Origin of the sequence: Aquipuribacter sp. SD81 (assembly GCF_037153975.1) — a bacterium.
Lineage (GTDB): Bacteria > Actinomycetota > Actinomycetes > Actinomycetales > JBBAYJ01 > Aquipuribacter.
The window spans coordinates 128,510-142,298 of record NZ_JBBAYJ010000002.1 but is presented as its reverse complement, the minus strand read 5'-3'; the positions used below and the strand labels follow the sequence as shown (position 1 = coordinate 142,298).

At 74.6% G+C, this 13,789-nt stretch carries 15 protein-coding genes; 5 read left to right on the top strand and 10 right to left on the bottom strand.

Annotated features, from left to right (window positions below):
- Positions 1-83: 83 nt before the first annotated feature.
- Complete coding sequence (locus tag WAA21_RS01860) at positions 84-734, top strand: endonuclease (RefSeq protein ID WP_336921035.1); 651 nt, start codon at positions 84-86, stop codon at positions 732-734.
- A gap of 36 nt (positions 735-770) precedes the next feature.
- Here the strand turns inward: WAA21_RS01860 and WAA21_RS01855 are convergent, their stop codons facing one another.
- From WAA21_RS01855 to WAA21_RS01820, 8 genes are all read right to left on the bottom strand, one after another.
- Entirely contained in the window at positions 771-2,315 is a 1,545-nt protein-coding gene (locus WAA21_RS01855; protein ID WP_336921034.1) for a phytoene desaturase family protein, read from the bottom strand.
- A 66-nt stretch (positions 2,316-2,381) separates the two neighbouring features.
- Positions 2,382-3,074, bottom strand: a complete 693-nt coding sequence (locus WAA21_RS01850; RefSeq protein ID WP_336921033.1) for a M50 family metallopeptidase — start codon at positions 3,072-3,074, stop codon at positions 2,382-2,384.
- A 301-nt stretch (positions 3,075-3,375) separates the two neighbouring features.
- Positions 3,376-3,969 carry a hypothetical protein gene (locus WAA21_RS01845; protein WP_336921032.1) on the bottom strand — a complete coding sequence of 198 codons (594 nt, stop codon included), beginning with the start codon at positions 3,967-3,969 and terminating at the stop codon, positions 3,376-3,378.
- A gap of 365 nt (positions 3,970-4,334) precedes the next feature.
- Positions 4,335-4,913: a hypothetical protein gene (locus WAA21_RS01840; protein WP_336921031.1), complete on the bottom strand. Its 579-nt coding sequence runs from the start codon at positions 4,911-4,913 to the stop codon at positions 4,335-4,337.
- A gap of 202 nt (positions 4,914-5,115) precedes the next feature.
- Complete coding sequence (locus tag WAA21_RS01835) at positions 5,116-5,979, bottom strand: matrixin family metalloprotease (RefSeq protein WP_336921030.1); 864 nt, start codon at positions 5,977-5,979, stop codon at positions 5,116-5,118.
- A 124-nt stretch (positions 5,980-6,103) separates the two neighbouring features.
- A complete protein-coding gene (locus tag WAA21_RS01830) occupies positions 6,104-6,454 on the bottom strand; it encodes a transcriptional regulator (protein ID WP_336921029.1) in 351 nt (116 codons plus the stop codon).
- Complete coding sequence (locus WAA21_RS01825) at positions 6,451-6,900, bottom strand: hypothetical protein (RefSeq protein WP_336921028.1); 450 nt, start codon at positions 6,898-6,900, stop codon at positions 6,451-6,453. Before WAA21_RS01825 ends, WAA21_RS01830 begins: the two co-directional genes overlap by 4 nt.
- A gap of 122 nt (positions 6,901-7,022) precedes the next feature.
- The gene (locus WAA21_RS01820; protein WP_336921027.1) at positions 7,023-7,523 is read right to left on the bottom strand and encodes a hypothetical protein; all 501 of its coding nucleotides are present in this window, start codon (positions 7,521-7,523) and stop codon (positions 7,023-7,025) included.
- Between the two features lie 257 nt (positions 7,524-7,780).
- On the opposite strand from WAA21_RS01820, the gene WAA21_RS01815 reads away from it, so the two are divergent.
- A complete protein-coding gene (locus tag WAA21_RS01815) occupies positions 7,781-8,353 on the top strand; it encodes a hypothetical protein (RefSeq protein ID WP_336921026.1) in 573 nt (190 codons plus the stop codon).
- Positions 8,354-8,449: 96 nt separating this feature from the next.
- Here WAA21_RS01815 and WAA21_RS01810 read toward each other — a convergent pair whose 3' ends face one another.
- Positions 8,450-9,322 carry a helix-turn-helix transcriptional regulator gene (locus tag WAA21_RS01810; RefSeq protein ID WP_336921025.1) on the bottom strand — a complete coding sequence of 291 codons (873 nt, stop codon included), beginning with the start codon at positions 9,320-9,322 and terminating at the stop codon, positions 8,450-8,452.
- 119 nt (positions 9,323-9,441) lie between these two features.
- Between WAA21_RS01810 and WAA21_RS01805 the strand changes: the two genes are divergently transcribed.
- A complete protein-coding gene (locus WAA21_RS01805) occupies positions 9,442-10,194 on the top strand; it encodes a hypothetical protein (protein WP_336921024.1) in 753 nt (250 codons plus the stop codon).
- Positions 10,191-10,904, top strand: coding sequence for a hypothetical protein (locus WAA21_RS01800; protein WP_336921023.1), 714 nt, complete (start codon positions 10,191-10,193; stop codon positions 10,902-10,904). Before WAA21_RS01805 ends, WAA21_RS01800 begins: the two co-directional genes overlap by 4 nt.
- Before the next feature lie 25 nt (positions 10,905-10,929).
- Here WAA21_RS01800 and WAA21_RS01795 read toward each other — a convergent pair whose 3' ends face one another.
- Positions 10,930-13,245: a diguanylate cyclase domain-containing protein gene (locus WAA21_RS01795; protein WP_336921022.1), complete on the bottom strand. Its 2,316-nt coding sequence runs from the start codon at positions 13,243-13,245 to the stop codon at positions 10,930-10,932.
- Between the two features lie 169 nt (positions 13,246-13,414).
- Here WAA21_RS01795 and WAA21_RS01790 point away from each other — a divergent pair, with 169 nt between their 5' ends.
- The gene (locus WAA21_RS01790) at positions 13,415-13,774 is read left to right on the top strand and encodes a nuclear transport factor 2 family protein (RefSeq protein WP_336921021.1); all 360 of its coding nucleotides are present in this window, start codon (positions 13,415-13,417) and stop codon (positions 13,772-13,774) included.
- Positions 13,775-13,789 lie beyond the last annotated feature (15 nt).

Sequence of the window (13,789 nt, the reverse complement as noted above, 5' to 3'; positions counted from 1 at the left end):
CCACGTGGCCCTTTTCGAGCACGTGCACCCGGCGGACTCCTCGAGCGGTCGCGTCGACGGCGGCCCGGCGCGAAGGTTGTCGTATGGCCGCGTCGAACGCCGACCTCGTCCGTGTCCTCCTCGAGCGCCACGGCACCACGTACGCCGCCGAGGCGGGCATCACGTTGAAGGACACCCCGTCACCGCTGTTCCGGCTGCTCGTGCTCGCGAACCTGCTGTCGGCGCGCATCGACGCCCGCCTCGCCGTCGGCGCCGCCCGGGCGCTGTCGAAGGCCGGCATGCGCACCGCGGAGCGGATGCGCGACGCGACGTGGCAGCAGCGCGTCGACGCGCTCGGGGAGGGCGGCTACCGCCGCTACGACGAGCGGACCGCGACCATGCTGGGGGAGGGGGCGGACCTGCTGCTCGAGCGCTGGCGGGGCGACCTGCGGCGTCTGCGGGACGCCGCCGACGACACCGACGGCGTGCGCGCCCGGCTCGAGGAGGTGCCCGGCATCGGCCCGACCGGGTCGGCGATCTTCTGCCGCGAGGTGCAGGCCGTGTGGCCGGCCGTCGCGCCGTTCACCGACGACCGCGTGGTCGAGGGCGCGCGGGCGGTCGGCCTGCCCAGCGACGCCGACGCGCTCGCCGACCTCGTGTCGCGGCGGGACCGGCCGCGCCTCGCCGCGGCGTGCGTCCGGGTCACCCTCGACGACGACGCCGCCGACGAGGTCCGCGCCGCCGCCGGCGGCTGAGCGGCGGTCCGGGCAGCGGCCGACCAGGACCGACCGTCAGCCGCGGAGGACGGCCCGGGCGGCGGCCTTGCCGCTGATCCCCGCGACGCCGCCCACGGGCGCGACCGACGCCCCACACGTGTACAGCCCCCCCACACCCGGCACGGTGCTGCGGGACAGGCGCCGCGTGGGCCGCAGGACGGACAGCTGGTCGAGGCTGATGTCGAGGTACATCGGGTGCGCGCCGGGCCAGCGCAGCTGCTCCGCCATGCGCGCGGGCGTCCACACGTCACGGCCGAGAACACTGCCGCGGAAGCCGGGCGCATGCTCCTCGACCTGCTCGACCATCGCGTCGGCGAACGCCTCGCCGTGCGCGTCCCAGCCGCCCTCGACGTCGAAAGGTGCGCTCGGGCACGCGAGGTAGACGGTGTGGTGCGCGGCGGGGGCGAGGGAGTCGTCGTAGGCGCTCGGGGTGAAGCAGTACACGGGCGGTCGCTCGGGCAGGCGGCCGGCGGCCGCGGCGAGGAAGCCGTCGGTGAGCTGAGGGAGGGTGTCGACGAGCGACTGCAGGCCGTTCCAGTCCCCGTCGCGCGCCCCGCGGTACGGCGGCAGCCGGTCGGTGGCGAGGTGGACGACCATCTGCACGGCGTTGCCGCGGTGCGCGGCCCGCAGCTCCGCGCCGTCCCGACCGGCCAGCGGCGGGTCGAGCAGGTCGAGCAGGGCGGTGCGCACGTCGACGGCGCTGACGACGGTGTCCGTCCCGACGCGCTCGCCGTCCTCGAGCTCGACGGCGCGCACCCGCCCGCCGGGTGCGTCGATGCGTCGGACCGGCGCGCCGGTGCGGACGGTGCCGCCCCACTCAGTGAGGCGGTGCACGAGGGCGTCGGTGAGCGCCTGCGACCCGCCGCGGGCGTGCCACTGCCCGTACAGGTGGTAGACCGCCTGCCACAGGACGAAGAACGCGCTGCCGGGCTGGTGCGGTCCGGCGCTCGCATGGCTCGCGAAGGACGCGACGGGCGCGCGGGTGAGGTCGCTGCGCAGCGCCCGTTCGAGCAGCGCCCCGTACGGCGACAGCACGTCGCGGACCAGGCCGGTGGCGCCGGAGCGACGTACGGCACTGAGCAGGCTGCCGGCGCGGGTGACGGCGGTGCGGGCCTGGCTCGTGGGCGAGCTCGCGTGGTCCAGGCCCGCCGCGACGGCCCGGACGAGCGGGACGGCCCGGTGCATGAAGTCGCGGTAGGCGGCGGCGTCGTCGGGGTCGTGCTCGGCGATCGAGGCGACGGTCTGCTCGATCGAGCGGTGGAACCGGACCACCCGCCCGTCGGCGAACGCGCCGGTGGCGAACGGCTCCATCGGCAGGTACTCCAGCCCCGCCCCGGCGAGGTCGAGCTCGTCGGGGATGGCCGTCATGTTGATGATGTTGTGGGCGGCCGAGTGGGTGTCGAAGCGGTAACCGTTCACGGTCTCCTCGGTACGTGACCCGCCGCCGACGGCGTCGGACGCCTCGAGCACGAGCACGCGCCGGCCGGCGCGGGCGAGGTAGCACGCCGCCACGAGCCCGTTGTGCCCGCCGCCGACCACGACCACCGGTGCGTCCGTCATGCCCTGTGACTACCCGTCCTGGTCCGCGGCACCACCGCGCGCCGCGATCGCGCCGCGCAGCCCGGGTCAGGGGAGGAGCAGCCAGGCGCCCAGCAGCGCCCCGCCGACCGTGAGCGCGAGCAGGAGCAGCAGCCACAGCAGCTGCGGCACACCGGTGACGCGGGCGAGCTGTGCGGGGTCCGAGCGGGGGTCCCGCCGGGCGCGGCGGCCGAACAGCTCCAGGACGGTCCGCGGCGCCGTCAGCAGGAGCGCCCACACGAGGAGGGTTGCGACCCAGCCCAGCGCCACCGCCGGCAGGTACCAGCTCGCGAGCGCGAGCGCCCCACCGAGCACGACCAGGACGAGCAGCCCGTACAGGTTGCGGACCGCGAGCACGAGGACGGCCGCGGCGAGCACGAACCCCCACAGCAGGCCGGCGGCGTACCCGGCCGCGACGGCCGCCGCCCCGAGCACGCCGACCACGGTCGGGGCCGGGTAGCCGGCGAGCAGCGTCGCGACCATGCCGGGACCGGCGGGGCGTCCACGGGACAGCGTGACGCCGGAGGCGTCGGCGTGCAGGCGGATGCCGCTCACCCGACGCCCGACGAGGACCGCCACGACGGCGTGGCCGGCCTCGTGCACGACCGTCACCGCCTGCCGGACGAGCGGCACCTGCGCGAGCAGGAGCGCGACGGCGCCGAGCAGCAGGACGGGCACGAGTCCGGGGCGGGCACCGGGTGTCGTCGCCGCGGCCCAGACCTCGCCCAGGACGTCGGTCACGACGGCTGGTCCGGCGTGCGGCGTCTGCTCATGGGGACGTCGGGCGCTCCTGGCGCTCCTGGCGCACGCCTGGGAAGCGATTGAGGTCGTCGTCGAAGGACACGACCGTCGCCCGGTGCTCCCGGGCGAGTGCCGCGAGCTGCGCGTCGTCGACGAGGTTCGCGGAGGCGCCGGTCGTCGAGGCTGACGGTCGTGCGCACGGTGAATCGTAGGGTCAGCACGTGTGATGCCACGGCATGAAACGGTGCTCGGGTGGCGTCGCGGCACTCGCTCACCGGGGCTACGAATGCGTCGGTGGTCGTCAGTCGCGGGTGACGATCACCTGCGACTCCCCGATGCGGACCTGCTCCGTCGCCTGGGTGGTGTTGGTGAGCGTGCCGCCTGCACCCGAGTTGGACGACCACTGCGCGACCCAGTACGCGGTCGCGGTCACGTCGAACGAGTCGCCGGACCGGCCCGCGCTGGTCTGCTCGTACCGGTGTCCGCAGTCGGGGCTCGCGGTGGCGCCGCGGGCCGGCGTGTACGGCGTCCCGGGACCGGTGCACGTGACGACGGTGCCGTCGCCCATGTCCCACTCGATGCGCTCGACCCGCGCGGTGAGCGACACGCTCACCGGTCCGACGGACAGGTCGATCGACGCGGGGCCGAACGTCGTGGCGTCGGGGTCCTCCACCCACATCCAGACCGGGAGGCCGACGAGCCCGAGCGTGTCGGGGCCGGGCTCGGGCGCGAGGCCCATGCTCACGGGGGCGATGTCGATCTGCTCGTAGGCGTAGAGCGCGAGCACGCCCGGGTCGATGGCCGGCCCTGCGTCCGTCTCGCCGTCGCCGACGACGTAGTCGACGTACGGCAGGCCGTCCGGGCCGTTGCCGTTGGGGAAGTAGCAGCGCCGCACCTCGCTGGTCGCGGGATCGCGCCCCGCCCAGATGGGGTCGTCCGGACCGGGCTGCGGAGTGACTGGCTCGCGGCGCTGGCAGTAGTCGTTGTCGTTCCAGCGGTCGGGTTGAGCAGGGCGACCGCTGTCGCCTTGGGCCGGTCCATTGACGGGACGCGTGTCGGCTTCGGATCCGCCTCTGGGTTGAGTGTTCCTCGTCCCATCTTCGTCCCTTGCCAATCCGCCCCCGCAGCCGAAGCCGAGACCGCTGACGCACTTGTCGTCGGATCCGGGGGATGAGACAGCCGCTGGCGACGCCCAGGCAGGCGCCGCGACAACTGTGCACGCGGCCGCCAGCGACACCGCCCACGTGGCGGTGAACCTCGTCAGCACTGGACTTCCGGGTCGTCCGCGACGGACTGGACGTACCAACCGTCGAAGGGGTCTTCGTCGAGCTTTTCCACTCGCACGCTGCCGCCGAAGTTTTCGTCAGACTGATCTTGCGCGAACTGCTCAGCGACCGAGCCATCACTGAGGACGATGCTGAAGTCAGCGCTCTGGGTCCAGCAGACTTCGAGGGTGACGAATGGTCGACCTTCTTCGGGGTCCAGGACCGTCTCTGTCGGGCTTAGGGAGATGACGTCGATCGTCCCTACCTGAGACCAGTCGCGGTTGTCGTACTCAATGACCGCAGAGACGAGCCGCCCTTCGGCCTCGTCGAAGCCGTACTGGCGGGTCGCTTCGGTGAATGCCTCGAACTCCTCGTCGCTCGACTCCTCGGTGAAGGGGAGCGGCGCCTGCAGCGACTGGTTCTGCCAGTCCAACCACGCCCGGTAGGCGGCCTCGGCGTCTGCGGCCGCCGCCTCGGCCGGTGACAGCGACGGCGCCTCGCTCGGGGGTGCGCTGCTCGGAGCGGGAGCAGGGCTCGGGGCGTCGCTCGTGGTCGCCGGCGGAGCCGCGCTCACGGTCGTGCCCTCCGTGTCCGGGTTCGCCTGTGTGCAGCCCGCCAGGGCGACCGCTGCCGCCAGCCACACGCACAGACCGCCTCGAGCTGCTCGCCCCACCGTCGGCTCTCCCCTCGCCTCTCTCGGCGCATGATGCCTCATCGTCAGCAGCGGCTCGGCCGGTTGTCCACAGGCCCCGACAACCCGTTGCCGAGGCCCTGCGTCAGGCGCAGGTCCCACGGCCCAGCTCGGCGAGTCCTGCGAGGTCGCCCGCCTGGAACTGCCGGGCGTCGTTGGTCTCCCGGTACATGACCTGGGAGTGGTCGTCGACGTGGTCGAGGCCCACGAGGTGCCCGGCCTCGTGCCGCAGGACGGACACGTACACCGGTTCCTGCCAGGGCAGGTGCGGGACGTCGACGACGTCGCGGTCGAGGACCACGCGACCGCTGCTGTAGCGGTACCGCCCGTCGCGTCCCGGCGACATGACGGTGGAGGCCAGCCCGGCGACGTCGTCGGCGAGGTCGGGGACGCTGTCCGCGTCGGCCACGGCGAAGAGCACCGGGTCGACCCCCGCGAGGAACGACGCGCGATCCGCGTTGAGCCCCCGCTCCGCTGCGGTCTCCGTCGTCGTGCCCTCGTAGGAGAAGGTGAGCCCGCTCGCGGCCGTGACCTCGTCCAGCACCTCCCGCACGGCGGACTCGAAGTCGTCGGGTGCGCCTTCGGGGTTGACGACGTACCGGATCGGCGCGCACGGGGACCACGCGACCACGTACGGGCGACCGCTCAGGTCCGTGCCCTCGTCGAGGTAGGCGAACTGTGCCGGCCGTCCACCGTCGCTGTCGGCCGCGGTGGCGCGGGGTCCGTCCTCGGCACGCTGCGACAGCGGCCAGGCGGCCCCGAGGATGGCGACGACCACGAGCCAGGGCGCGAACGCGCGCCAACGCACCCGGCGCCGGGGCTCGGGCGGCGGCCGCTGCGGCTCCCACTGCGGCGTGGGCGAGCCGACGGTCGACCTGCGCGCCGCCTCGTCGAGCACCCACTGGGGGACCCGCCCGGACGGCGAGCGCGGCAGGTCGTCCCACGTCACCCGCGAAGCATGCCTGGTGCGCCCGAGCGGCACGGGGCGGTCCGGGCAATGCGCCCGATCGGATCGACGCGGGGGACTTCTCCGGTCCGGTGGGTGGGGAGCGTCGTGTCGGGCCCGCGACGGCTCACGACGAAGGGCGCTCGGCGCTGCCCCGCGAGCGGGCGACGAGAGCCTCGAGGGTGACGAGGTAGCGGTCGAACGACGTCCGGCCGTCGGCGGTGAGGCGCACCCTCGTGCTGCCGCCGCGGCCCCGCTCCTTGCGGAGCTCGAGGTAGCCCGCGGCCTCGAGTGCGCTCAGCTGCTTGGACAGCGCGGAGTCGCTGGTGCCGATGCTGTCGCGCAGGTACGCGAAGGTCACCCAGTCCGCCGGCGCGAGCAGCGACATGACGCTCAGCCGCGCGGGCGTGTGGAGGAACTCGTCGATCGCGCCGGGCCGGGGAGGTGCGGCCGGGGCCGGCCGGCCAGCGGGTGTCACGGGCGCACCGTGACGGTGCCGCGACGCTGCAGCGGCCACACGAGCACGAGCACGACGACCCCGAAGGCGGCGGCACCCCACGTGTTGGGCAGCGGCAGGTCCGCGGAGCGCACGACGGCCTGGACGGCGATGTCGGCGCCGAGCGCCACCACGCCGGCGGCGAGCAGCGTGAGGTCGCGGCGCCACGAGCGGCGATCGGTGCGCAGCTGCACCTGTCGGCGCACGAGCGTGACGGCGAGCACGCCGACGAGGGCGGCGAAGAGCCACACGAGGTCGATGTCGATGAGGTAGCCGAGCACCGGCAGCGCGAGGGCGACCGGCACGACGTGCTGGGCCGACCACGGCGACGTGCCGGCGGCGACGGTCTGCTGCTCGCGGCGGCGGTGCTCCGCCAGGGCCGCCGCGGCCTGCTCGGGGGTCAGGTCGGCGGTGTGGTCCTGTGTCATGTCTCCTCCTTCGTCCGTCACTTTCCTGAGGAGAAACTACTCAACGCTTTCCTGTCGGGCAAGTCGCTGATCGAGTCGTCACATCGGCCGACGGAGGCGGGTCGCGCCGCTCCGGGAGCGCCTCACCAGTCGTCCGACTCGTCGGAGAAGTCGGCGGGGTGCCAGCCGTGCGTCGGGTCGTCGTGACCACCGCGCCCGTGCGAAGGGTGGGTCGGGTGGCCGTAGGCGGACACGTCGGCCTCCCAGTCGTCGTCGTGGTCATGGTCCTCGGAGAGGTCGTCGCTGCCCGGCCGCGTGCGGTCGGGGTCGACGTCGCGACGGTCCCGCTCGACGGCACGAGCCTTGGACTGCTCGAGCCGCTCCGTGTACCGCCCGGACACGTACCCGTCCATGAAGGCGCCGTCGGGGTCGTCGGCGTCGGTCACCCGGTCGGCCACGTACGCCGCGAGCGAGCCGGAGGCCGCCGCGCCCCCCGCGGCCGTTCCCGCGGCGGCACCCGCTCCGGGCCGCGAGCCCACGCGCCGCTGTGCTGCCGGCGGCGCCTGCGCTCTGTCACCGCGGGGCTCCCGCCCCAGCCACCACAGCACGAGCACCAGCGCGGCGACGCCCACCACCCACTCCATGCGCTCGACGCTAGGTCGACCCCGGGACACAACCTGCGGTCGCGAGTCCCGCCGGCGGAACGGCGTCGCGGCCCCCGGCGGCCGTCACCCTGTCCACACCGTCGACGTCCCAGATCGGTGGGGGACCGGCCTGTCCCACCCGGTGGCGGCGGAAGGTCCCCTCGCCCGCGGGATACCGCCCAGGTGGTCGGGAACACGAGCCTCTCCTTCGGACACACCCCGCGCCGACACCGGCGCCCACCACCGAGGAGAGACCCATGCGTCACCTGCCCACCGCCGTCACCGTCGTCACCGCCGCGGCCGGCCTCGCCCTGGCGCTCAGCGCGCCCGCGCTCGCCCACGACGGCGCCCACGACGAGCCCGCCGCCCACGGCGCGAGCGCCACCCACAGCCGCTCCGGCGCGGGCGCCGAGCTCGCCCGCATGCGCCGGGACCTCGCCCGCTACACCGACGTCGAGGTCGCCCTCGCCGACGGCTACGTGCCGGTGAGCCCGTGCGAGGTCTCCGACGCGGGCGGCATGGGCGTGCACTACCTCAACCCCGCCCTCGTCGGCAGCACGGACCCGGCCGCGCCCGGTGTCCTGCTGTACGAGCCCACCGCCGACGGCGGCGCCCGCCTGCTCGGCGCGGAGTGGTTCGTGCCCGACGCCGACCAGGACACCTCGACCGACGAGGACCGTCCGTCGCTGCTCGGCCGGCCCTTCGACGGCCCGATGCTCGGCCACGGCCCCGGCATGCCCGTCCACTACGACCTGCACGTCTGGCTGTACGAGACCAACCCGGCCGGCGTGTTCGCGCCGTGGAACCCCCGGGTCGACTGCCAGGGCTGACGGCGTCCGCCGGAGGGGTCCGCGAGCGTCGCTCGCGGGCCCCTCACGCGTTCGACCTGGGCGTGCCCTGGGTCGCCCGGCGACCCCTGCGACCGATCAGGCGCAGGACAGCAGACAGCCGGGGAGGGGCGCCTCGTCGGACGAGATGACGCCGGAGGGCGCGGACGGTCGGGGCAGCGGCACCAGCCCGGACGCGCTCACCGCCGCCATCCGGTTCGTCACCCCGAGCTTGGCGTAGGCGTGCTCGAGGTGCTTGTCGACGGTCCGGCGCGCGACCCCGGACCGGGACGCGATCTGCGCGTTGGTGAGACCGGCCGCGACCTCGGCGAGGACCCGCCGCTCCGCGACGGTGAGCCCGCCCGTGCCGGTGACGCTCGCGGTCCGGCCTGCGGCGCAGGCGACCGTCCGCCACGCCGGGGTCGGGCCGACCGTCAGGACCCGGTGGACGGCGCCGGGGCAGTGAAGCCGGGCGAGCGCGGCGGTCAGGTGCGGCCGGACGAGCAGCAGCAGCGCACGCTGCCGCGCGGTGAAGGAACGACCGTCGGTCACGAGGCTGACGCCCTCGGTGAGCGGGCCGCGGCGGCGCAGCGTCGTCGTCATCTGGTCCTCCGTCCGCAGCCGGCTCAGCGCCTGCGAGTACACGGCGGAGGAGCGCCAGGTCCGCCGCGTCATGAGGTCGGAGAGCCGGAGACCCAGCACGACGCCGCCGCCGGCGGCCACGACGAAGAAGGGGTGCGCGTGCTGCACGTCGGCGTACGCGGCGATCGCGTCGAGGTCGACCATCGCGTCGGGGAAAAAGAGGTTGCTCTCCTCGCCGCGGGCGAGGTCGACCTCGTGCAGCACAGCGGCCGGGGCGTCGACGAACCGACACAGGTGCGGCAGCAGGATCGTCCGCACGTCGTCGTAGTCGCGCACCGTGGCGGCGTGCGCGGCGAAGTCCAGCGCCGCGCTGAGGTCCCGTGTGGCCACGACGGACATCTGCCCCCCGATCCTGCTGCGACGGAGCGTAGGCGGTCGGTGACCTCGGCGACAGGCGTACGTAGTTCTACGCACAGACAGTCGCGGCCGGGCCGCGCATCCTTCGCGTCGTGAGCACACCGAGCGCGACGACCGCGGCCGTGCCCGGCCGCACGCGTGCCCGGCGGTGGCTACGGCGGGAGCAGGCTGCGTGGGTCGCCTGGGTTCTCGCGGTCGCCGGTGGGGTCTTCGTCGTGTTCGGGCTCCTCAACCTGGGCGGCTGGACCGAGACGAACGCACTCGGTCTCGTCGCGCTCGGCACCGTGGTGGCGTACGTGTCGCTCAGCGGCCAACGCCTCGGCAGCCTCAAGGCCCTTGGCGTGGAGGTCGTGTTCGAGAAGGCGGTCGAGGCCGGGGCCGACCCGCAGAAGCTCGTCGCGGCCATCGAGGACGACGCCCGGGTGCCCGACGACGTCAAGGCAGGCGTCGCGATGCTCTGGCGGGAACGGCGCGACCGCGCGGTCCGGCACCAGCGGGATGTCGGGAAGGCGCTGGAGAAGGTCGCCGGTTCTCACGGGTGGACGGTCGAGACGGTCCTCGGCGCCCGGCGCACCCACGACTTCGTCGTCACCTCCGGCGCCCGGTCCGTGCTGGTCGACGCGCGGTGGAGCGCGGACGAGCCGGATCAGCAGCGCGTCCGGCGGTGGGTCGATGACGTCGGCGCGCCGAACGACACCGTCCTGGTCGTGACCTCGGGCGGCACGGGCACCGAGGTGAAGAAGGGCAGGGAGGCCGTACCGCTGCGAGACACCTCCGGGATCGAGAAACTTCTCGTCGGAGCGCTGACCGCGCCCGCAACCACGGCTGGGCCGGCACAACCATGACGTCGACCTTCCGCCTGCTCCTGACGGTCCTCCTCGCGGCCTCTGCGGGCGCCGGGTGCGTGGACGACGACCCGCCGGACCCCGGGCCGGTGCCCGTCACGACAGTGCCCTCGACGCAGCCCGTGCCGCCGGAACCGGTCCCGACGGACCCGTCACCACCCGAGCCCGAGCCGCCGGACCCGTCGACCGCGGAGCCGGTGCCGCCGGAGCCGGAACCCGAGCCCGAGCCCGACCCGTCGGACATGGCCCTCGCCACCCAGTTCGGCCTCGGCGAGCTGACGGTCGGGGCGCCGGTGTCGGCGCTGGAGGCGGCCGCGGGCGCGGAGATGACGGTCGAGCGGGTGGAGGGGGACTGCGTCGTGCGGTACCTGGAGTCGCTGCAGATCGCGACGGTCGACAACGACGGCGCCATCCAGACCTACCTCGTGACGGGCGGCCCCATCACGACCGTCGAGGGCGTCGGCATCGGCAGCACGTACGACGACATCGTGGCGGCGTACCCGCTGTGGGTCGCGGGGCTGAGCGGGGAGACGACGTCGTTCGGCGGCCGCTACGTCCCCATCGAGATCAGCAGCCCTGGGGTCGGCGCCGACTACGGCGCGACGGGCCGGCACATGATGTTCGAGATGGACGCCGACGACCGGGTCGCGCGCTTCCGCGTCGGCGCCCCGCCGTACGTGTTCCACACCGACATCTGCTCCAGCCCCTGAGCGGTCGGCGGGGACATCGGCGGTCCTAGACGCCCAGCCGGCGGACGTTCCCCGCACGACGCTCGGCCTTGACCTCGTACATGCGCTGGTCGGCACGGTGCAGCAGCTCACGGAACGTCGTGCCGTCCTCCGGGCACAGGCCGATGCCGACGCTCGCGCCGACCTCGACGCGGCCCGTGCCGAGCTCGACGGGGCGCGACAGCTCCTCGACGATGCCGTCGGCCACCCTGCGGGCGTCCTCGGCGGCCTGGGCCGGGTCGAGCCCGGGCAGGGCGACGAGGAACTCGTCGCCGCCCAGGCGGGCGAGCAGGTCGGTGCGGCGCACGCGGGCGCGCAGGCGCTGGGCGAGGGCCACGAGCAGCTCGTCGCCGGCCGCGTGGCCGTGGGCGTCGTTGACGCCCTTGAAGCCGTCGAGGTCGCAGAAGAGCAGGGCGAGACCGTGGCCGCCGAGTCGCGCCTCCCACAACGCTGCGTCGACGCGCTCCTCGAGGCCGCGCCGGTTCGTGAGCCCGGTGAGGGGGTCGGTGTAGGCGAGGTGCTCGATGCGGGCGAGGTACGTGCGGGCGCGGTCGCGCTCCTGCTCCAGCTGGCGCAGCGTCTCCACCCGGGCCGTCACGTCGTTCTGCACGCCGATGTACTGCAGCAGCCGGCCGTCCTCGCCGCGGACTGGCGCGAGGTAGATCTCGTTCCACCAGGGCGTCCGGTCGGGCCCGCGGAAGTTGAGGAGCGTCACGCGGTGCTCGCGGCCCTCGCGGATCGCGGCGCGGATGCCGTCGACCGCCCCCGGGTCCGTGTCGGGTCCCTGCATGAAGCGGCAGTTGCGACCGAGGACGTCCTCGGCGCGGTACCCGGTCAGCTGCTCGAACGCGCGGTTGACGTAGACCAGCGGCTGGTCGGGGCGGCGCATGTCGGCGATCGCGACGCCGCTCGAGGTCGCCGCGAGCGCGCGGTGCAGGACGGACTCCTCCCCGCCGGGCCGGCTGCCCCGGTCCGTCGACGGGGCCGGTGGGTGCGCGACGGCGGACGCCTCGCGCTCGACCGGCTCAACCGGGGTGACGGTCGCCGGCGGCAGCTGGGTGCGCGGCGCGACGCGGGCCAGCAGGCACCGGGCGGCGTCGACGACGGTGGCGCGCTCGTAGGTGAGGGCGTACTCGAACGTGCGCTGCGCGTCCGGGCCGGTGTCACCGAGGTCCCGGGCGAGCAGGGCCGCCCCGAAGTGCGGGCCGAGGACGACGACGTCCCACTCGCCGCGGACGGGGTCGTCGGTCGCGAGCGTCGTGCCGCGCAGCCCGGGCAGGGGCTCGGCGGGCAGGTCCTCGCCCAGCGCGCAGACGAACGCGGTGCGCTCCACGAGGTCCCGGTAGCGCCCGGCGGTCGCGGGGGTGAAGTGCCGCGCCTCCTGGAAGGTGGCCGCGACGACGGCGGTCTCGCCGAGCCGCAGCGCCTCGCGCTCCAGCTGCTTGCTCAGCTCGATGAGCAGCTGCTTGGGAGCGCGTCGCACCTCGTGGTGCGGTGAGAGCAGCGCGAAGGGCGAGGTGCCCGCTGGATCGGCGACCGGTGGGGTGGGCAGCCGGAGCTCGCCGACCGCCAGGCCCGTGGCGGGGGTGGGACCGGGACGGCCGAACAGCCAGCCCTGCCCGAGCCGAGCGCCCAGCCCGCGGGCGACCCGCAGGTGGCGCTCGTCCTCGATGCCCTCAGCGAGCACGAGCGCGCCCGTGCTCTCGGCGTAAGCGTTGACGGCGTTCATCACCTGCGCGACCGCCGGACCGGGACGTTCCTGCACGAGGCGCAGGTCGAGCTTGACGACGTCGGGACGCAGCAAGGGCATGAAGGCCAGCGACACGGCGTCGGCGCCGACGTCGTCGACCGCCACGCCCCAGCCGATCTCGCGGACCCGGTCGACGGTGCGGAGCAGCTCCGCGGGCCGGGCGGCGAGCGCGCGCTCCGTGATCTCCACGACGACGCGGAGGGAACCCGGGGCCCCGCCGGCGATGGCGAGCAGGTCGTCGAGCGGTGCGCTGTCGAGCACCTCGGGCTCGACGTTGACGAAGAGCGTGAGCGGCGCCAGCAGCCCCTGCTCGATCGCGCCGCGGAAGGCCGCGGTGCGGCAGGCGGCGTCGAGCTCGGCGAGGACGCCGGCCTCGCGGGCCGCGGCGAACAGCTGGTCGGGGCGCTCCAGCGCGCTGCCGCGAGGGCCGCGCGCGAGCGCCTCGTACGCGACGACCGCCCCGGTGTCGAGGTCGACGATCGGCTGGAACACGCTGCGGATGCCGTCCGCGACGGCCGCCTCGACCTCCGTCGCGGTGCCTGCTGCCGGGACTGGTGCTGACGCTGTCGTCACGTGGTTCCTCCGCGCCATCGGTACTGGGAGCGACGCCGCGAGCCGGACGTGTCCTGACGAGTGGTCGGCCGACCGCGCTGCCGGCTGTGCGCGGGGCGACGGCACCACCCGTTCGGCGCAGTCGCGGCACCAGAGTTATCCCGGGCGGTCGACGGGTACTGCGGACGGCATGGGCGTCGCCGAGGAGCTGCTCGGGCTCGAGCGGCAGGGTTGGGACTCGCTGTGCCGGGGGACGGGGGACGCCTTCTACGGCGGGCTCATGACCGACGACGCCCTCATGGTGCTCGCCGACGGCACGGTGCTGGACCGCGAGGCGGTGGTCGCCAGCCTCGCCGACGCGCCGCCCTGGGACGACTACGACATCGCCGACGTGCGCACCGTGCGGCCCACCGGCGACGTCGCGACGCTCGTCTACACCGGCACCGGCCGGCGCGGCGACACGACCTTCATCGCGGTCATGTCGTCGACGTACGTTCGTCGGGACGGCCGGTGGCGGCTGGCGCTGTACCAGCAGACCGTGCGGCCGTGAGGCGGCCTCGGTTGT